Here is a 19,528-nt window from a genome sequence, read left to right as displayed (position 1 = left end):
TTATATTCGTTTCCAGTACCCGATCCTTTCGGAAATATCCCGGGCCGCTTTTTTCACCTGGTATACGATTTTCGCCTGCCGGGCTTTTATACGATTAGCAGGGCCTACGACACTGACGGCGTACAACACTCGACCGGCGTGGTTTCTGACGGGAGCTGAGATTGATGTGACACCATCAATGAATTCCCCGCAACTGACGTCAAATCCGTTTTCTTTAACGGTTTTCAGCACTTCCCGCAATTTGTCCCCGTCTGTAATCGTTTGTTTCGTACAGGTTTTCAAGCCTTCCTTCACATACTCGTCCAATATGCCATCTTCGTCAAAGGCGAGAAGCACCTTACCCGAGCTTGTGCAATGCATCGGGTTTTGCCGCCCGATATATGAGAGAAGTTCGACCGGGCGGGGGCATTCCGTCCGATTGAGATAAACGACACTGAGACCGCGGCGCATCGCAATATGCGACGTTTCGCCGGTCTCTTCTGTCAGCTGTTTGAGGACCGGCTGGGATTCACGATTGATTTCAAGAGTGGAGTTGACAATGGTGTTTAACTGCAGGACCGATAAGCCGAGCTTGTATCTTCTGGATTCCGGGTCCTTCATGACAAACCCTTCGCTTTCCAATGTAGACAAAAGGCGCGAGACCGTGCTTTTTCCGAGGCCGAGCGATGAGGCGAGTTCGGTTAGTTTCTTTTCCGGTGTATCTAAGGTAAACGATTGAAGCAGCCGAAGTGCATTTTTTACTGAGCCGAGCAGCTGGTGGTCCTTTGTCTCAACAGTCATAGGTTCCTCAACTCTCTCCCTTGTTTTTGTTACCTTTTATTCCATAATATAACACGATCTGAAAAATAAAAAAGCGGAAAATATCAAATTTTCGGAAAAAATGTCCGGTTTGTTCCGCATAGAGGAACATTGCTGTTTTCTTGCTGTTTAAAATCATTTAATTTAATGGAAAGGATTTGAAAAGGAGGATGTTTGTAGAATATGAATGTTCAGACCCCATCGGCAAAACTCGTAAAACCTTTTGACTGTCAGCACTACATAAACGGCAGGTACTTTCCTTCAGAGAACGGCAGCACGTTTGACAACATCAATCCGGCCACACAGGAAATCATCGGAAGCGTTGCGGAAGGAGGCAAGAAAGAGGTCGATCTTGCAGTCGCGGCAGCCAGGCGTGCATTAAACGGACGCTGGAAAAACATGACCGCTGACGAAAGGATTCGGATCATCAGAAAGATCGGCGACATCATACTTGAGCGTAAAGACGAACTGGCAAGGCTTGAGACATTGGATACGGGAAAACCGCTTTCGCTCTCAAGCACTTTGGATATTCCACGCGCCGCTTTCAACTTTCATTTCTTTGCGGATTTTATGAGAGGAGCCGGAACGGAAGCATATCAAACTGACGATCTTGCAATCAATTATGCGATCCGCCGTCCGGTCGGCGTCGTCGGGCTGATCAATCCGTGGAACTTGCCGCTTCTTTTGCTGACGTGGAAATTGGCGCCTTGCCTGGCGGCGGGAAACACAGCCGTCATCAAACCGGCTGAACTGACGCCGATGACAGCCACCCTCCTCGGGGAAATCTGCCATGATGCAGGGATGCCTGACGGAGTCGTTAATATTGTCCACGGATTTGGGCCTGATTCCGCCGGCGCTGCGCTTTCTGAGCATCCTGATGTCGATGCGATATCTTTCACCGGAGAAACGACGACCGGCAAAGTCATTATGGAAGCTGCTTCGAAAACATTAAAGAAACTTTCCTTTGAATTGGGAGGGAAGAATCCGAACATTATTTTTGCCGATGCCGACATGGATGAAGCTGTCAGCACCTCATTGAAATCGAGTTTCGTCAACCAGGGCGAAGTATGCATGAGCGGCTCCCGCATCTATGTCGAGCGGGAAGCGTATGACGAATTTCTGAACAAGTTCGTTGAGAAAACGAAAAAGCTTAAAGTCGGCGATCCTTTTGATCCGGACACGAATATCGGCGCCTTGATTTCTTCTGAACACACCGAGCGTGTAATGAACTACATCGAATTGGCCAAACGGGAAGGCGGCGGTATTTTAACCGGAGGAAAACGCCCTGAAGGACAGGAATCCGGCTGCTTTCTTGAACCGACGATTATCACCGGACTTTCCCGCAATTCCAGGCTCATCAAAGAAGAAATCTTCGGCCCGGTCGTGACGGTGATTCCGTTCGACGATGAGGAGGAAGTCATTGCACAGGCTAACGACACACATTACGGGTTAAGCGCGACCGTATGGACGAACGACCTCCGCCGGGCGCACCGTGTAGCCGGGCAAATCGAATCGGGCATGGTGTGGGTCAACAGCTGGTTTCTCCGCGATCTTCGGACGCCGTTTGGCGGCATGAAACAGAGCGGGCTCGGACGAGAAGGAGGCATTCACAGCCTCGAATTCTTCAGCGAATTAACCAATATTTGCATCAAGCTGTAAAAGGGGGAAAACGGATGAATGCCGCAGCATTAAAAGATACGGCGCGTCTCTTGTATCTTGCCGAAACAGAGAAGCGCGAGGTTGAAAGAATCACAAAGGACTACCCGGAGCTGACCGTCGAAGAGGCGTATGCGATTCAAGAAGAGCTGATTCAGCTGAAATTATGGGATGGCAATGGCATTATCGGTCCGAAAATGGGCCTGACCAGCCGGGCGAAAATGAAGCAGATGAACGTCGAGGAGCCGATCTACGGTTATATTTTTGAAGATATGATCGTGCCAAACGGCGGAAGCATCCGGATGAACGAGCTGATTCACCCGAAGGTTGAAGCGGAGATTGCATTTGTGCTGGGGAAGGATATTGAAGGGCCGGGTGTTACAAAGGAGCAGGTCCTTGAAGCCGTTGCTGAATTGATTCCTGTTCTTGAAGTGATTGACAGCCGCTATGAAAATTTCTCATTTACCCTGCCTGACGTCATTGCGGACAATGCGTCATCTTCAAGAGTGGTGTTAGGTGAAAAAGTGAAGAAGCCGGACGATTTCAAGCTGGATGAAGCAAGTGTCTCTTTAATGATAAACGGCGAGGTCAAAGAGCGGGGCACTGGAGCAGCGGTTGTCGGACATCCCGCAAATTCGGCGGCCATGCTCGCCAACATGCTCTCCAGGAAAAAACAAAAGCTTGCGGCCGGCAGCATCATTTTAACGGGCGGTGTAACGGGAGCTGTCATGCTGCAGCCGGGCGACCGCGTTTCAGCACACGTAGAAGGGCTGGGAGATGTATCATTTTCAGTCCAGTCATAACCTGAGGTGATGATATGCCAATCGTTCATATTCAACTATTAGAAGGCCGGCCGCCTGAAAAGGTCGAGGAAGTCATTCAAAAAGTGACGGAAACGTTGAGCGCCACCCTTGATGCTCCGAGTGAAAACGTCCGCGTTCTTGTCACCGAAGTTCCTAAAAGCCACTGGGGCATTGGCGGAACACCGGTCTCAAAATTAAGACCTTAAAGAAGGCGATGGGAGGAATCGACATGTCAATCGAATTGGCGGCACTTGTGCCGCATACACCGAGGATGTGCTTTGAAGATAAAACCCCTGACTTCCAAAAAGAGCTGGTCAAAGGTATGAAGCGGCTCTCCGAGATCATTGAAAGAATTCAGCCTGATGCCGTTGTCCTGATTTCCTGTCACTGGACGTCAAGCTTTGACCATCTGATTGATGCAGCTCCCGACCATCAAGGCGTTTTAACAGCTTTGGAGTGCCCGAATTTAATTTCCGATGTTCCGTATTCTTACCCCGGGGACACTGAATTGGCGCTGCAATTGGCCGAAGCCGGCGCAGAAGGGGGGCTTTCCGTCATTCCTGTCAATGATCCAGCCTACTGCTGGGATTACGGGACGGTCGTTCCATTGCGCTATCTCATTCCAAAAGGGAATATTCCGGTCATCGATTTATCGGTTACATTGGCCGCGAACCTGGAAGAAACGTATTTGTGGGGCCGGCTTGCCGGAAGAGTGCTGAAAGAAAGCAGAAAGAAAACCGTGTTCATCAGCAGCGGGGCACTCAGCCATCATTTGGTGAGGGGGCCAGAATGTATGCCGACTTTGGCCGAACAGGCCCTCGATGCACAATTTTTAACTTATTTAACAGATAACGATCTTTTATCAGCTCAGCAGATGCTGCCTCAATATGCTAAAAACGCCGGGCTCGAAGCCGGCGGCCGCCACATCGCAATGCTTTTGGGTGTGCTTGAGGACGGATGTAAAAGCACATTTTACGGATACGGTCAGTCTTCCGGAAGCTCCAATGTCGTCATGGCATTCGAACCGGCGGGACAAAAAGCCCGCCCGCACGCTTTCAATGAAAAAGATACCGTGCGTTAAGCGGTTTTCACAATACGATAAGAATCGTGGAGGGGAACATGAAAAATCGTTCAGTTCATCCAGCAGAAGTCATGGCGGCCAGCAAATTCAACAAAGTGCACCTGACTGTTTTCCTGTGGTGTTTTTTCGCCATCGCCTTTGATGGTTATGATATTGCGATGTACGGCGTCAGCCTGCCATGGCTGATGGAGGAATGGAGCCTGACCGCCATTCAAGCCGGGGCGATCGGGAGCTATACGTTGATCGGCATGATGCTCGGCGCGCTTATTTTTTCGCCGATCGCAGATCAATACGGCCGCAAAAAGGTGTTAGGCCTCTGTATCTTTCTGTTCAGCCTGTTTACGGCATTAGCCGGGCTGATCGATTCTCCGCTTTTGTTTACGATCATGCGGTTTCTCGCTGCTCTTGGAATGGGCGGATTGATGCCGAATGCGATTTCGCTGATGACAGAGTATTCGCCGAAAAAAAATAGAGCGGTGATCGTAGCCGCTATGTATTGCGGCTATTCCGCAGGCGGCGTGCTGGCTTCCCTAGTCGGCATGTTCGCCGTGCCCGGGACAAGCTGGAGAGTGCTGTATCTGATCGGAGCCGTGCCGCTCTTCGTGCTCCCGTTCTTTTTCAGCCGGTTCCCCGAATCTCTGTCATTTTACGTTTTGAAGAAAAAGACGAAAGCGCTAGCTGAGATTCTCAACCAGGTGCATCCGGCGGGACGGTATAGGGAAGACGACAATTATCAAATCTCGCTGATTGCCAAAGAAAAGAAGGGCTTTCCGGTAAAAAAACTGTTCGAACAAAAACGTGCAGCGAGCACATTCGCATTCTGGCTTTCCGTTTTCAGCTGCCTTCTCATGGTCTACGGCTTGAATACATGGCTTCCGAAAATGATGCAGGCGTCAGGCTACGGGCTGTCATCAAGCTTGTCATTCAATCTGGCGCTGTGCAGCGGACAAGCCGCAGGAGCGGTATTCGGCGGATATTTGGCAGATAAAGCGGGCCATAAAAAAGTGCTTGCGGCTATGTATGTCATCGGGGCCTTTTGTTTTGCAGCGTTTGGAATGACGATGAACCCCGTTCTTTTATACTTGCTGATTGCCTTGGGCGGGGCATGCACTGTCGGAGCGCAAAATATCGCCAATCCTTATATTTCAGAATATTATCCGAAAGAAATCAGAGCGACCGGAATCGGCTGGGCGCTCGGGGTCGGCAGACTCGGAGCGATCATTGCGCCTTCGCTGTTTGCGTTGATTCTTGCTTCCGGGATGGAGCCGAAGCAGGCTTTCATGGTGTTTGCGATCCCGAGTATTTTTGCTGCACTCGGCATCATGTTCGTCCAAGAGAAACATGCTTCATTTGATTTTGTCGATAAGGAAAGCGCAGAGTTTACATTAGAAGCTACATCAAAACATGGATAAAGGGAGGGAACCATTTTGCGGACACAAGTGGGAATTATCGGAGCGGGGCCTGCCGGGCTTATGCTCGCAAATCTGCTCCACCGCCGGGGAATCGAAGCGGTCGTGATCGAATCCCGCTCGCGAAAGGAGATTGAAGAGACCGTCCGTGCAGGTGTTCTTGAACAGATGACGGTAGACTTGCTGAATGAAACAGGCGCCGGTGAACGGATGATGAAAACAGCTATGTTTCATCAAGGGATTGAGATCCGCTTTGGCGGCAAGCGGCACAGAATTGATATGCACAAGCTGACGGGAGGAAAGTACATTGCCATCTATCCCCAGCATGAAGTGATCAAAGATTTAATCGCCGTCCGCCTGCAATCGGGAGGGCGCATCGTTTTCAATGTGTCTGACGTCCGCCTGTCAAATATTGATACAGAAGCGCCTGTCATTACTTATCAGAATGAAAACGGCGATACAGAAGAACTGACCTGTGATTTCATCGCGGGGTGCGACGGCTTTCACGGGCCGAGCAGACAAAGCATACCGAAGGAGATCCGTAAAGAGTACGAAAAAGTGTACCCATACGGATGGCTCGGCATATTGGCCGAAGCCCCTCCGTCCTCGCCTGAACTTGTGTATGCCCATCATGAAGACGGGTTTGCCCTCGTCAGTACGAGGACACCGGAAATCCAGCGGCTTTACCTGCAAGTCAGTCCTTCAGATTCAGTCGCGAACTGGCCGGACGAAAGGATATGGGAGAAGCTTCACTTAAGGCTGTCGGCCGATGACGGGTGGAAGCTGACTGAAGGCCCGGTGATTCAAAAAAACATTGTCTCGATGAGAAGCTTTATATGCGATCCGATGCAATACGGCAGACTCTATTTAGCGGGGGATGCCGCGCATATTGTACCGCCGACAGGTGCGAAAGGCCTGAACCTTGCGATGGCGGATGTCCAGCGGCTTGCATGGGCGCTCGAAGACTATTACGAAGCCGGCAGAAGCGAACGGCTGGCCCGCTATTCTGAGGCTTGCCTCCGCCGCGTCTGGAAAGCTGAGCGCTTTTCCTGGTATATGACATCCCTGCTGCACCGCCATCACGGCTACACGCCATTTGATTACCAAATTCAATTGGCTGAACTTGACCATGTCACAACCTCAACAGCGGCCGCTCAAAGTCTTGCCGAAAATTATGTCGGGCTGCCGCTTGAATTCGGAGAACCATCTTTAAGCGTCACTTGAATGAAGGAGAAGCGCCGGAGAAAAGAAAATTTCCGCAACATGATTTCGTAAATGGTATAATGGATGTTGGCTGAAATGCATAACGAAAGGGTTTACAATATATATGGCAAAGCAACCGATTGATCTACTCATCCAGCCGAAATGGAGAATTATTGACCAATCCAGTCTCGGCCCATATTTTGATGCAAAACAATCATTTGCGATAGATGATACGCTGTGCGCTTCTGTCGGAAAGGGTTTGTCTCCGGCGACGGCGCGTTCCTGGGTGCACCATGACACGATCGTGCTCGGAATTCAGGATACAAGGCTCCCTTATTTACAAGACGGGATTTCATTGCTTGAAGAAGCGGGCTATCAAGTCATCGTTCGCAATTCCGGCGGACTGGCCGTCGTTTTGGACAGCGGGGTTTTAAACGTTTCGCTGATTTTTCAGGATAAGAAAAACGGAATTGATATCGACCGGGGCTATGAAGCGATGTTTGAGCTCGTTAAGCGAATGCTGTCATCCTATGACGCAGCAATCGAAGCCTATGAAATCAAAGGCTCTTACTGTCCGGGGAGCTTTGATTTGAGCATCGGGGGCAGGAAGTTTGCGGGAATTTCCCAGAGGCGCCTGAGAGGCGGAGTGGCTGTTCAAATTTATTTGTGCACTGATCAAAGCGGAAGCGGTCGGGCTGAGCTGATCAAACGTTTCTACGACACCGCATTGAAAGACATGCGCGGGAAAACAAAAGCCGTTTATCCCGATATTCGCCCGGAAACGATGGCTTCGCTCTCTGAACTCCTCAATGAAGACATATCGGTGCAGGACTTGATGCTCTTGCTTCTGACACAGCTGAAAGAGCTGGGCGGGGAGATTTATCAAGGCCCCCTCACGCCCGCAGAAGAGGAAGTGTATGAGAAAAATCTTGTCCGTATGATTGAACGGAATGAAAAAGTTTTTGGATAGGAGAGGAGCCTCTGCGCCTTTATACTCGTTAGGCTGCCTCTAGCGGATTGAGAAAATGCTTCATAGACGGCAAAATCCTAAAACGGTTGAACGTTTCAGGATTTTGTCACACTTCACCGCTTCCGAAGCGGTTTTTTTATGCTGCGCTCGAAGCGCTTTTTCGTTTTACATATGTCTTGATGAGAAGATAAGCCGCCAAAGAGATGATATATGCCAAACTGACGGCCATTAAAATAACGGTTGCCGGCGTATGCTTGGCAGGAAGAAGGATCGGCGGCTAAATGCTCAGGCGTCCTGCCTGAACACCGCCGCCATCACATCCTGTGAAAGTCCATAGAGCAACTTTGTAAATTTGGCTGTATATTTCCACTCCCACGGAACCTTTAAAAGCTCGCTTCCTTGATACCAGCTTGCCAATGCAGAAAACAAAAACAAAAGGGCCGCAGTGCCGAACTGAACCGCATATAAAACAAACTTCATCAAATACCCCGCCTTATGAATTGCTATCCCTATTATGAAATTTTTGTCATATGAAAGCAAGCCGCAGAGGTAAGAATACCCCCTTTTTTCAAGAAAGGGGTATCATCGTATCGGAAAATTTTTGTATGCGTTGTCAGTCCTGGCTGCCTGAGCGCCTCTGCCGCACCCTCTGAGAGCGCTATTCAGCCATTTTTTCTAAATTGCCGTTCCGGTCCATTTTGAAGGCGGGCGCAGCGTGTTCGTCTTCTTCGAATAAAACTAGTTTTCTTGCACGGTTCATAATTTTTACGAGCGTTTCGTAGTCTTCCTGGATGGTCGTCTGGTCTTTTTCCAGCTTTTTGACTTCCGCTTCAAGCTTTTCAACTTTTTTCGTCAGCTCTTCATTTTCCTGTTTTAAGCGGTCGTTTTCCATTTTTAAAGCGGCAGTCTGTTCTTCGTTTCCTGTATAGTTTTGCAGGAAGCGGATCACATCATCGATCGTCATGTCTTTCGATGAGTCGGCTGTATGGCCGGCCTGCGGCTGATTTGGCGATAAAAGGTGCGATAAACTAGCTAACTCTTCTTTAAAGCTCTCATCAACATAAGGCAGATGCTCGCTAGCGATCGGCTGCTGTTCGCTTGAATCGGCGGTTGCTTTCTGCTGCTCAATGACGCTTTCTGCAGGCTGTTCAGCATCTGTTTCGACCGGCGGCTTGTATAATAAGCGTTTTTTCGCCGGCTGGCCGTTTCCAAGGGCGCGCATTCTTTGCTTCCTTTGTTTTTTAGCCAGCTGCAAAGCCTTTTCGTATTGGTGGCGGACAACCGCGTTCCATCTAAAACCGCAGGCGGCTGATGTCCTGTTCAGTTTGTCTCCGACTTCCTCGAAGGCGTTCAGCTGTGTGCTGCCTTCCCTGACATGCCGCAATACCGTTTCAGCAAGCAGTAAATCATTTTCTTCAGACCAAGCGTCTTGTCTTTGTTTCATCACTTCTCAACTCCCATTGTCAGTATTGGTATTAGATTGTCCAATTTGGAAAATATTTATACAAGTTTGCTAAAAGAATAGGAACTGATTTTTTTAGCGCGATCCTTGCAGGAATGAAAGAATCCTTGTAAAATGAAGGATGGTGTCATTTTTTATCAAAGTTCGGCACGGTTGAATGCCTTTCATAAAGACAGATGAACAAAACGAAAGGAAGCGTATGAAATGGCTAATGAATTTCGAGTATGCGACGATTGTCAGGCCACTAATTTAAAGACGCTTTTGCCCCGTCTGAAAGAAATCGATCCGGATGCAAAAGTGGAAATCGGCTGCCAGTCTTACTGCGGGCCGGGACGAAAAAAATCGTTCGCGTTTGTCAATAATCGTCCGCTGTCAGCTCCTGATGAAGACGAGCTGATCGAAAAAGTGAAAAAGAAACTCAAAAAATAACCGCCTCCCTAACGGGTCAGGCGTTTTTGCTTGTTTGCCGGGTTTTTTGGAGGCTGGAACAAATGGCCGGGTAAATTCAAGGATGTTTTCAAAAAAGCAGACTCGATATAATAGAAACAGACCTAAAAGAAAACAAGCAGATCGGGCAATACTTACAATATACATTTAGTTTTCCGAAGAAAAAGAGACGGATGGGCAGCGATCAGTTTGCCTCACGTTTGAAAAAAAGAGGGACAAAAATGGCGTATCCAAACGGAAAATTATCAGAAGAAAAAGTGTTTAAAGATCCTGTTCACCGCTATGTCCATGTACGGGACAAGCTGATATGGGACTTGATCGGAACCCGTGAATTTCAGAGGCTGCGCAGAATCAAACAGCTTGGAACGACCTATTTGACGTTTCACGGAGCCGAACACAGCCGTTTCAACCATTCTCTCGGCGTCTATGAAATTGTCAGAAGAATGGTTGATGACGTATTTAAAGGCAGGGAGGAATGGGATGACAGCGAGCGCGATCTGTGCCTTTGCGCCGCATTGCTGCACGATTTGGGGCACGGCCCGTTTTCCCATTCGTTTGAAAAGGTCTTCCGGCTTGATCATGAAGATTTTACGAGAGCGATCATTTTAGGCGATACAGAGGTTAACCGGGTGTTAAACAAGGTGAGTCCGACGTTTGCAAAGGATGTCGCTGAGGTCATCGCGAAAACCTATCAAAATAAGCAGGTCGTCAGTCTGATCTCAAGCCAGATTGACGCTGACCGTATGGACTACCTTCAGAGGGACGCCTATTATACCGGCGTCAGCTACGGCCATTTCGATATGGAGCGGATTCTCCGCGTCATGCGGCCGCGCGAAGATCAAATCGTGATTAAGCAAAGCGGAATGCATGCTGTTGAGGACTATATTATGAGCCGGTACCAGATGTACTGGCAGGTCTATTTCCATCCTGTGACAAGAAGTGCGGAAGTGATTTTAACGAAGATTCTTCACCGTGCAAAGCAGCTTCATGAGGAAGGCTATGTGTTCACGCATGCACCCGTGCATTTTTATTCTATTTTTGAAGGCAATGTCACATTGGAAGATTATTTAAGTCTTGATGAATCAATCATTCTTTATTATTTTCAGGCCTGGGAAAAAGAAGAGGATGAGATTTTGTCTGATTTATGCCGCCGTTTTATCAACCGCAGGCTGTTCCAGTATGCGGAGTTCAACCCGAATGAGGAAATGGCGACTTACTTTGAACTGACCGCCTTGTTTAAAGAATCAGGGATTGATCCCGATTATTATCTTGTGGTGGATTCGTCCTCAGACCTTCCTTATGATTTCTACAGACCGGGGGAAGAAGAGGAGCGCCTCCCGATTCAATTGCTGACGCACAACGGCCAGATTAAGGAGCTGTCGCGGCAGTCCGATATTGTCGATGCAATATCAGGTAAGCGGAGAACGGACCATAAGTTGTATTTCCCACTCGATTTAATCGAAGGGTTGCCTGACGGCCGTCATGCGAAAAGAATGAAAGAATTGCTCGGACTGATATAGAAAGAAAAGGATGAAGGAGATGGCGGAGATTTGTTAAAAGAACATGCAAAGCTGATGAAGGTCTTCTCGGATTCGGGGGAGATTGTCGGACGGAAAAAGCTGCAGAAAATTATTTATATCGCAAAGAAATTGGAGCTTCCCTTTTATGAAAAGTATGATTTTCATTTTTACGGGCCGTATTCAGAGGAGCTGACGCTTCAAGTTGAAGAACTTTGCAATCTCGGATTTCTCCATGAAGTCAAAGAAAAAAAAGGCGGCTATTATCAATACCGCTATTCATCCACTGAAGCGGGAAAGCAGTTTTTGAGCCAGTGTGAGCTGGATATGCGGGATATTAAAGCCTATATTGACGACGTGAACGGCCAGTCATCGCGTTTTTTGGAACTGGTGTCGACGATTTTGTATTTTGAGGGGCTGGAGCAGGAAGAGATCAGAGAAAAAGTGTTTACCGTAAAAAGCAAGCAGCGGTATACGGACGAAGAATTCGATGAAGCCGTCGCTTACATAAAAAAGCTCAGAGACCTTTGTTCATAAGCCTGCCGAAAAACGGTAGGTTTTTTGGTTTGTTTTTTTGTAAACGGTTTGGAATATTTGTAGGGAAATTGAAAGAAGCAGTGAAAAGAACGTATGCAATATTTCCTCTTTTTGGATGAATTGAAGGAATTTTTAGATAACTAGCAGAATTTTTCATTCGTTCAAAAAATAAGGAGGGGTTTTGCAGTGAAAAAACGTTCTTTATTCTTATCTCTATTACTTTCCGTCAGTCTCATTCCCGGTGTGACGGCCGGTGCCGCCAAGACGGGAGGGCATGAGCACGATCATGAAGTAAGAGGAACTTATATCGATTCTTTGCCTAAAGCGAAAGGTTTTAAAGACTTGAAAGGAAAAGTTCAAATTGAAAGAACGGTCAATACGAAAATATTGGATGAGAAAGGAAATGTGACGGGAACGAAAACGTTTAAAAAGAATACAAGCAAAGGGACGTTTTCAACCCAGGCAGACACGGGAAGCCAGAAAGTGAGCGTCCTTGCCGTGGCTGACGCTCAGTATCGTGCGAAATACAGCGATTGGCAGACAAGAATCGTCCAAATTATTGAGCAGGCAGATGTCATGTTCAACAGGGATCACGATATTGATTTTGTCGTCGAAGCTGTGGCGCCTTGGACCTCTTCAGGCAGCAACAGCTCTCAAATTCTATCAAACCTTCAGAGCAATTTCAGCGGACGCAGCTATAAATTCGTCGTCGGATTTACGGCGAACAGTAATTTTGACGCTGGCGGTATCGCATACGTATACAACAGCAAGCCGAACGGCAGCGCTTTCAGCGTAAACCTCGACCAGGGAACGGCCAACACGGCAAAAGCTGCAACCCACGAATTTTCCCATAACTTCGGCTTGAACCACGATGCGCAAGGAAGCGGAATCCGCTGCATTATGAACTATGACTACGCCTACACGGTCGATGTTTGGGATTCAGCTCACAATAGCCAGATCACTAGAAACAAAGCTTGGTATAGATAATAAAAACGGCGTCCCGCACGTAAGCGGCAGACGCCGTTTTCATTACATATCGCTCATTCGTTTGCCAGCGACACCGTAGTTTTCCTTTTTCATTTCCTCAATGATGACCGCGATTTTTTCTGCAGGTGCGCCAGTTGTTTCGGAGACGGCTTCGGTCACTTTTTTCACCAGATTTCTTTTTTGTTCATCTGTACGGCCTTCCAGCATTTGAACAGTTACGTATGGCATATGTTCTCCTCCTCCTTTTTAAAAAATGGCTGCCACTTTAGCATCAGGTGCTCTTATAGTATACTGGAGATAGTAAATCTTTGTATATGAGAAAGAGGGAAAGCCACATTTTAGACCGTTTTCTTATTTATCCGCTGGAAATGATTCCGTATGTTGTTTTGACACTTGCTGCCGCATTCACCGTGCATGAGGTCGCCCATGCGTATGTGGCTTACAAATTCGGCGATGAGACGGCCAAACGGCAGGGCAGGCTGACGCTTAACCCGCTCAAGCATCTTGATCCGTTTGGGACGATTTTGATCTTTATTTTGGGATTCGGATGGGCAAAGCCGGTGCCCGTTAACCGCTTTTATTTTAAAAATCCGAGGCTGGCCGGATTTCTCGTGTCAATCGCAGGACCGATCAGCAACCTGATCCTTGCTTTCATCGGTTTTATGTTGCTGCTTTTGTCCGTGAAGCTGTCCGGGACGTTGCCTTCCGGTTTTTACAGCGGCTTGCTTCAATTTTTTACGATTTGGGTGAATCTCAACCTGCTGTTATTTTTGTTTAATTTAATGCCGTTCCCGCCCCTTGACGGTTTTCGGGTTATACAGGATATTGTCGCGCCCGAAGTGCGGGCGAAGCTGTCGAAATATGAAGCGTACGGCTCGATCGTGTTTCTGATTATCGTCATTACACCGCTTGGCCAATATGTATTCTGGCCATTTTTGAATGACGGGCGGGAATGGATCATCTCGATATTTAACAGCGTTTTCCGGCCGCTGATGTAGGAGGTATTTTTTAATGGAACAAGGTAAAAAGAAAAAAACAATCGGATTCAACATTATTAAAAGCGATCCGACAGACGGACACGGGGGATTTGGTGCAGGCGCTTTAAGCCTTGACAACATCTCGCCTGTCTTTGTCGATGTTGAAGAGAAAGAAGCATTTGTTGATATCGGCGCCATGCACGCCCGCAGCACGGTTGAAAAAGGAATCAAATTTTTGCCGAACAAGGAAGAGGTGCCGAACGGAAAACCTTACTGGCTTGTGTGGGTTACGATCGACCGCAGGGAAGAAGGCCCTTATTATGCGGGTGTGACGGCTTGCGAAATGACGGTGGACAGAAGCATTCGCCGCGGCTACAAATCGCTTCCGGAACACGTCAATTTAATGGATAAGTCGATGAAGCGGAAGATTATCGTCGAGCATATGGATGAAGGTTCTAAGCGCGTTCTTGCCGATTTTTTGAAAAATCATGATCAAGGGCTTTGGGACCGTTCATCAGACGAGCTGAAAAAGGGATTGCTCCAGCAATAGGAAAATAACCCCCCGGACCGCCGTGAAGTCCGGGGGATTCGTCTATCCCGCCAAAAAAGTTTATTCTCCTTTTTTAAACCATTTTTCCCACCACTTTTTCCGCTTGTGGGGAGCGGCGGGCTTTTCGTGCCCGGCTTTTTGATCCTTATAGATTTCCTTTCCATAGCAAACCTGATCGGGTTCAGTACCTTCGATAAAATAAGTGAAATATTTGGACGGGCAGCTGGGCGCCGCCGCATAGCCTGTAGCCGGATCGATGTACATCCCTTTCACACCTTCAGGCGGCATTAATGCTGCAGCGGGCGCGTCTTCAAGCGCTTTTTCCATAAATTCAGCCCAAATTTGTTTGGCATAGTTTTTCTCTGCGACGGCATCGATTGTCCGCTCTTTGTCATATCCCGTCCACACGCCTGAAGCAAGACCGGGATAAAAGCCGATCATCCAGCTGTCGGTGCTGGTCGTTCCCGATTTTCCGGCGTATGGGCGCGTGAGCTGATCTGCGATCGTCCGGCCGGTAACAGATGTATAGCCGTTGAGTGATTTGTCGAACATCCCGCTCATCATGTTCGCCGTGATAAAAGCCGCTTTTGGGTCAAGGGTTTGTTTGCTTCGCTTCGGTTTTTCGTATAGAACCTTCCCGTTCGGATCGGTAATTTTCGTAATAAAGGAAGGTTCGATTTTTTTTCCGCCATTGGCAAACATGGCGTATCCGTTCACCATTTCAATCGGTTTCACGGGGGATGTTCCGAGCGCAAGCGACGGCACTTTTTGCAGCGGGCTCGTAATCCCGAATTGTTTTGCAGAATCAGTCAGTTTGTCCATGCCGAGAAAAAGGTGTGTTTTCACCGCGTAAATGTTATCGGACAAAGCCAAGGCCTGCAAAAGCGTGATCGGGCCGTCTGCATAATAGCCGTGATAGTTGCTTGGGGAATAAGCGCTGCCTTGCCCGAGCTCAAATGTCGTTTCCGCGCTCCTCATCCGGGTGGCCGGCGTAAAACCGTTTTGAACCGCCGAATAATAAAGAAAAGGTTTCATAGTGGAGCCGGGCTGCCGCATAGCCTGCGTTACGCGGTTAAACGGGCTTTTATCGTAGTCGCGTCCTCCGACAAGCGCAAGAACGCTGCCGTCGGTCGGGTTGATCGCTGCAAACCCTGCCTGAATATCGGATGACGAATCTATCGTATGTTCGATCGTATCCTCGGCAATTTTTTGGAGACGCGGGTTGAGCGTGGTGAATACGTTGTAGCCGCCTGTTTCCGCTTGCTCCGGTGTCAAATGCAGCAATCGCGCGATTTCTTTAACAGCTTCGTCATAAAAGTAAGGAGCGGTTTTTGCGGTTGTTGGCTTATCCTGTTTTTCAAAGCGGAGCGGCAGCTTTTTCAGTTCTGCCGCTTGCTTTTTCGTCAGCTTGTTTTCTTTCTCCATCATTGTCAGGATCATTTCCTGGCGTTCTTTCGCTTTTTTTTCATTAACAAAAGGCGAATAAACTGAAGGACCCTTTGGAATGCCGGCAAGCATCGCAGCCTCCGCCGCATTGATATCTTTGGCCCGCTTGCCAAAATACAGCCGGGAAGCCGCTTCGATCCCGTATGCTCCATGCCCGTAATAAATCGTATTTAAATAGCCTTCCAAAATATCTTTCTTTGTGTAGTTTTGTTCGAGCCGTATCGTATAAAAAGCTTCATTCCACTTTCTTTTCCATGTTTTATCGTGACCGAGGTAGAGGTTTCTCGCATATTGCTGGGTAATGGTACTGGCTCCCTGAACTTTGGACATTGCCTTTAGATCGGCAATGAGGGCGCCGCCCATCCTCATATAGTCAAAGCCGTGGTGCCGGAAGAAGTTCCGATCTTCAACGGCAAGCGTGGCATCGATGACTGCGGGATTGATGTTCTTCAGCGAAACCCAGTACCGCTTTTGCCCGTAATGCGTTTCCCCCATCTGCTTTCCGCTTTCGTCATACAGCACGGTAGACCTCGGCACCTGAATCGAAGGAGCGCCTTGCCATTTGGCCGCCAGGACCACCGTCATGACAACGATTGAAAGGAAGATCAGCATCAATGCTCCCATGAACAAAAATGCGCGTATCGTCTTGATGGTTAAACGGACCCGCTTGTCCGTCATCATGTCCATGTTCAAATCTCCTCCCGGATAAATAAAATGTTCTTATCATTATGAGGAAAAAGAGGAGGATTTAAACAAGCGGGAAGGAAAAAACGGCAGACCCTCGATCGGCCGATTAACAAAGCAATCCGAGGAATCCTATTTTTTGGCGGTCGCCACATATAAAATCAGCCATAAGACGAGAACGGCACCTTCGCTGACTGATGCGGCCAGAATCGGGGAAGCCCCGGCTGCATGGATGGACAACAGCATGCCTTCTCCCGGGAGCAGCCCTTTAAAGGATATATTGAATTTGAAAAGGAGCATTAAACCGGCGGACCACGCAAGCGGCAGCCATAAAGCAAGCTGCTCTTTCTTTGCGAGCAGCGCACCCGCCAAACCGAGAAAAATCAGAAAGCAAAGCGACCACCAGTCAATGAACAGGCGTGACACGACAAACCAGAGGGGAGAACTTGACAGCTCAAAAAAAGGATGAACATTCTCCGAGCCGTAGCCGCCGAATGTAAACCAGCCGATGGCTGCGCTCCAAAACAGCAGGCAGATCATCACAAAAGCAGAAACGGTGCAGCCGAGCAAAATCAACGGCCAAACCGTTCTGTTTTTTACAATTGCACCGGCTGAACGCCGCATCCATTCCGCTGTGCCGTAAAACAAACAGGCTGCGGACAGGACAGCGACCATATGCATCAAATAAACGGATCCGCTGACTTCGAGAAGCCAATCCAGCAAAGACGGAACGGCCGCCTCCCGGATATAAACGGGGCTGAAAAACAAAACGGCCGCCCCGATCAGAAAAAATATCAATAAAAACCTTTTCCGGCGGCCGGTTATATACAGTTTGAGCAGTTGTTTGTTCTGCAAATGAGAACACCTCCAAAAGTGCGGCAGAATAAGCCTTATGTACATCTGTGCTAAGCTTAGCCATTATAAAAGAAAAATCGGCCAATGGGAATAGAATGATCTTGGAATGACCCCTGAAAATGAATCGATCCGTCTTTACAATTACCTGCAATTCCTCTATACTTTTTCCTTAGGCAAAAGCCGATGCTTCAGTGCAGAATAATCGTCGCCGCAGGCGAGAAAAATAGATGGAAATACAGCTTATTACGAAAGGAAGATGACGCTTTGAGCGGACTTTGGTATACAGAAAAGCAAACGAAAAACTTCGGCATTACGATGAAAATCAACAGGACTTTACATACAGAGCAAACAGACTTTCAAAAGCTCGAAATGGCCGAGACGGAAGAATTCGGCAACATGCTGTTTCTGGACGGCATGGTCATGACATCTGAAAAAGATGAATTTGTCTACCACGAAATGGTGGCGCATGTGCCCCTGTTTACGCATCCGAATCCTGAGCATGTGCTTGTGGTCGGCGGGGGAGACGGCGGCGTCATCCGTGAAATTTTGAAGCACCCGAGCGTGAAAAAAGCGACGCTTGTCGATATCGACGGCAAGGTGATCGAATACTCCAAGAAATTCTTGCCTTCCATTGCAGGCAAACTTGACGATCCGCGCGTCGAAGTAAAGGTCGATGACGGCTTCATGCACATTGCCCAGTCTGAAAATGAGTACGATGTCATCATGGTGGATTCAACCGAGCCAGTAGGGCCTGCTGTCAACTTGTTTACAAAAGGCTTTTATGCCGGCATAGCAAAAGCGCTAAAGGAAGACGGCATTTTCGTTGCTCAGACGGACAACCCTTGGTTTACACCTGAGCTGATCACAAACGTCCAGCGCGATGTAAAAGAGATCTTCCCGATTACAAAGCTGTATTTGGCCAACATTCCGACATATCCAAGCGGATTGTGGACGTTTACGATCGGTTCGAAAAAATACGATCCTCTTGAAGTGGAGGACAGCCGCTTCTTCGATATTGAGACGAAATACTATACAAAAGAAATTCATAAAGCGGCATTCGTCCTTCCGAAATTCGTCAGCGATTTAATTAAATAAAACAGTTTGGCGCAGGATGGCATTCTGCGCTTTTTTTCAGGGAGGTTTTTGAAGATGAGATTTGATGAAGCATATTCCGGCAAGGTGTTTATCGCAAGCCGCCCCGATTGGGAAGAGGCGGACGCCATCCTTTACGGCATGCCGATGGATTGGACGGTCAGCTACCGTCCCGGCTCCCGCTTCGGACCGGCGAGAATCCGGGAGGTGTCCATCGGGCTTGAAGAATACAGCCCTTATTTGGACAGGGAGCTGGACGAGGTTCATTTCTTTGACGCCGGCGACATCCCGCTGCCTTTCGGGAACCCGCAGAAGAGCCTTGACATGATTGAAGAATATGTTGACAGCATTTTAGAAAAAGGAAAATTCCCGCTCGGAATGGGGGGAGAGCACCTCGTTTCATGGCCGGTCATTAAAGCGATGTACAAAAAATATCCCGATCTTGCCATCATCCATATGGATGCGCACACAGATCTCCGCGTCGACTATGAAGGTGAGCCGCTCTCGCATTCGACGCCGATCCGTAAAGCCGCGGAACTGATCGGTCCCGGCAATGTCTATTCATTCGGCATCCGCTCCGGTATGAAAGAAGAGTTTGAATGGGCAAAAGAAAACGGCATGCACATTTCCAAATTTGAAGTGCTTGAGCCTCTTAAAGCCGTCCTGCCGAAACTCGCAGGGCGTCCGGTTTATGTTACAATTGACATCGATGTCTTAGATCCCGCACATGCACCGGGAACCGGTACGGTTGACGCCGGAGGCATCACATCAAAAGAGCTGCTCGCTTCGATTCACGAAATCGCCCGCTCAGACGTCAACGTCGTTGGAGGAGATCTTGTTGAAGTTGCTCCGGTCTATGACCATTCTGAACAAACCGCAAATACGGCAAGCAAGCTGATTCGCGAAATGCTGCTCGGCTGGGTGAAATAAAACAGGCTGTCCTTTTTTCAGGACGGCTTTTTTCTTAGAAAATGGTTTATCTTCCCGTCCGTTCTGTTAAGATGATATAAAGGAGCTGCGGTTGAACTTTTTTCCCCGAATGATTATACTAATC

The 19,528-nt window shown here is 48.3% G+C and carries 21 protein-coding genes; 15 read left to right on the top strand and 6 right to left on the bottom strand.

What is annotated here, in order from left to right:
• Entirely contained in the window at window positions 1-780 is a 780-nt protein-coding gene (locus BTA31_RS00510; RefSeq protein ID WP_076788205.1) for an IclR family transcriptional regulator, read from the bottom strand.
• 201 nt (window positions 781-981) lie between these two features.
• On the opposite strand from BTA31_RS00510, the gene BTA31_RS00505 reads away from it, so the two are divergent.
• From BTA31_RS00505 to lipL, 7 genes are all read left to right on the top strand, one after another.
• The gene (locus tag BTA31_RS00505) at window positions 982-2,457 is read left to right on the top strand and encodes an aldehyde dehydrogenase (RefSeq protein WP_076788203.1); all 1,476 of its coding nucleotides are present in this window, start codon (window positions 982-984) and stop codon (window positions 2,455-2,457) included.
• A gap of 14 nt (window positions 2,458-2,471) precedes the next feature.
• Window positions 2,472-3,257: a 2-keto-4-pentenoate hydratase gene (locus BTA31_RS00500; protein ID WP_076788201.1), complete on the top strand. Its 786-nt coding sequence runs from the start codon at window positions 2,472-2,474 to the stop codon at window positions 3,255-3,257.
• A gap of 14 nt (window positions 3,258-3,271) precedes the next feature.
• Window positions 3,272-3,463: a 4-oxalocrotonate tautomerase gene (locus tag BTA31_RS00495; protein WP_043925206.1), complete on the top strand. Its 192-nt coding sequence runs from the start codon at window positions 3,272-3,274 to the stop codon at window positions 3,461-3,463.
• 23 nt (window positions 3,464-3,486) lie between these two features.
• Window positions 3,487-4,338: a DODA-type extradiol aromatic ring-opening family dioxygenase gene (locus tag BTA31_RS00490; protein ID WP_076788198.1), complete on the top strand. Its 852-nt coding sequence runs from the start codon at window positions 3,487-3,489 to the stop codon at window positions 4,336-4,338.
• 38 nt (window positions 4,339-4,376) lie between these two features.
• Window positions 4,377-5,750, top strand: a complete 1,374-nt coding sequence (locus BTA31_RS00485) for an MFS transporter (protein ID WP_076788196.1) — start codon at window positions 4,377-4,379, stop codon at window positions 5,748-5,750.
• A 15-nt stretch (window positions 5,751-5,765) separates the two neighbouring features.
• Window positions 5,766-6,971 (top strand): 4-hydroxybenzoate 3-monooxygenase, encoded by a 1,206-nt coding sequence (gene pobA, locus BTA31_RS00480; RefSeq protein ID WP_076788193.1) that lies wholly within the window; start codon window positions 5,766-5,768, stop codon window positions 6,969-6,971.
• A gap of 103 nt (window positions 6,972-7,074) precedes the next feature.
• Entirely contained in the window at window positions 7,075-7,920 is an 846-nt protein-coding gene (gene lipL / locus BTA31_RS00475; RefSeq protein WP_076788191.1) for an octanoyl-[GcvH]:protein N-octanoyltransferase, read from the top strand.
• A gap of 285 nt (window positions 7,921-8,205) precedes the next feature.
• Here the strand turns inward: lipL and BTA31_RS23150 are convergent, their stop codons facing one another.
• On the bottom strand, window positions 8,206-8,400 hold the full coding sequence (locus tag BTA31_RS23150) for a DUF4306 domain-containing protein (protein WP_193427184.1): 195 nt from the start codon (window positions 8,398-8,400) through the stop codon (window positions 8,206-8,208).
• A gap of 178 nt (window positions 8,401-8,578) precedes the next feature.
• Entirely contained in the window at window positions 8,579-9,367 is a 789-nt protein-coding gene (locus tag BTA31_RS00465) for an RsfA family transcriptional regulator (RefSeq protein WP_076788189.1), read from the bottom strand.
• 219 nt (window positions 9,368-9,586) lie between these two features.
• On the opposite strand from BTA31_RS00465, the gene BTA31_RS00460 reads away from it, so the two are divergent.
• The 4 genes from BTA31_RS00460 to BTA31_RS00445 all read left to right on the top strand — a co-directional run bounded on the left by BTA31_RS00460 (window position 9,587) and on the right by BTA31_RS00445 (window position 12,870).
• Window positions 9,587-9,811, top strand: coding sequence for a YuzB family protein (locus tag BTA31_RS00460; protein ID WP_003186096.1), 225 nt, complete (start codon window positions 9,587-9,589; stop codon window positions 9,809-9,811).
• Window positions 9,812-10,050: 239 nt separating this feature from the next.
• Window positions 10,051-11,349 (top strand): HD domain-containing protein, encoded by a 1,299-nt coding sequence (locus tag BTA31_RS00455; protein ID WP_043925252.1) that lies wholly within the window; start codon window positions 10,051-10,053, stop codon window positions 11,347-11,349.
• Window positions 11,350-11,379: 30 nt separating this feature from the next.
• The gene (locus BTA31_RS00450) at window positions 11,380-11,883 is read left to right on the top strand and encodes a YwgA family protein (RefSeq protein WP_076788186.1); all 504 of its coding nucleotides are present in this window, start codon (window positions 11,380-11,382) and stop codon (window positions 11,881-11,883) included.
• A gap of 186 nt (window positions 11,884-12,069) precedes the next feature.
• On the top strand, window positions 12,070-12,870 hold the full coding sequence (locus BTA31_RS00445) for a zinc-dependent metalloprotease (RefSeq protein WP_076788184.1): 801 nt from the start codon (window positions 12,070-12,072) through the stop codon (window positions 12,868-12,870).
• A gap of 42 nt (window positions 12,871-12,912) precedes the next feature.
• On the opposite strand, the gene BTA31_RS00440 is transcribed toward BTA31_RS00445, so the two are convergent.
• Entirely contained in the window at window positions 12,913-13,098 is a 186-nt protein-coding gene (locus tag BTA31_RS00440) for a 2-hydroxymuconate tautomerase (RefSeq protein WP_003186089.1), read from the bottom strand.
• Window positions 13,099-13,184: 86 nt separating this feature from the next.
• Here BTA31_RS00440 and BTA31_RS00435 point away from each other — a divergent pair, with 86 nt between their 5' ends.
• Together BTA31_RS00435 and BTA31_RS00430 are read left to right on the top strand one after the other, a co-directional pair.
• Window positions 13,185-13,868 (top strand): site-2 protease family protein, encoded by a 684-nt coding sequence (locus BTA31_RS00435; RefSeq protein ID WP_076788541.1) that lies wholly within the window; start codon window positions 13,185-13,187, stop codon window positions 13,866-13,868.
• A 13-nt stretch (window positions 13,869-13,881) separates the two neighbouring features.
• Complete coding sequence (locus BTA31_RS00430) at window positions 13,882-14,397, top strand: YwhD family protein (protein ID WP_076788182.1); 516 nt, start codon at window positions 13,882-13,884, stop codon at window positions 14,395-14,397.
• 60 nt (window positions 14,398-14,457) lie between these two features.
• On the opposite strand, the gene BTA31_RS00425 is transcribed toward BTA31_RS00430, so the two are convergent.
• Both BTA31_RS00425 and BTA31_RS23200 read right to left on the bottom strand, forming a co-directional pair.
• Window positions 14,458-16,530, bottom strand: coding sequence for a transglycosylase domain-containing protein (locus BTA31_RS00425; RefSeq protein WP_076788180.1), 2,073 nt, complete (start codon window positions 16,528-16,530; stop codon window positions 14,458-14,460).
• Between the two features lie 129 nt (window positions 16,531-16,659).
• A complete protein-coding gene (locus BTA31_RS23200) occupies window positions 16,660-17,382 on the bottom strand; it encodes a hypothetical protein (protein ID WP_239693108.1) in 723 nt (240 codons plus the stop codon).
• 264 nt (window positions 17,383-17,646) lie between these two features.
• Between BTA31_RS23200 and speE the strand changes: the two genes are divergently transcribed.
• Both speE and speB read left to right on the top strand, forming a co-directional pair.
• Window positions 17,647-18,477, top strand: a complete 831-nt coding sequence (gene speE, locus BTA31_RS00410; protein ID WP_003186080.1) for a spermidine synthase — start codon at window positions 17,647-17,649, stop codon at window positions 18,475-18,477.
• A 54-nt stretch (window positions 18,478-18,531) separates the two neighbouring features.
• A complete protein-coding gene (speB, locus tag BTA31_RS00405) occupies window positions 18,532-19,404 on the top strand; it encodes an agmatinase (RefSeq protein ID WP_043925194.1) in 873 nt (290 codons plus the stop codon).
• The last annotated feature ends 124 nt before the right edge of the window (window positions 19,405-19,528 follow it).

The organism is Bacillus haynesii (assembly GCF_001969855.1).
Lineage (GTDB): Bacteria > Bacillota > Bacilli > Bacillales > Bacillaceae > Bacillus > Bacillus haynesii.
The sequence above is the reverse complement of the archived record's forward strand: the minus strand, read 5'-3'. Positions and strand labels throughout refer to the sequence as shown.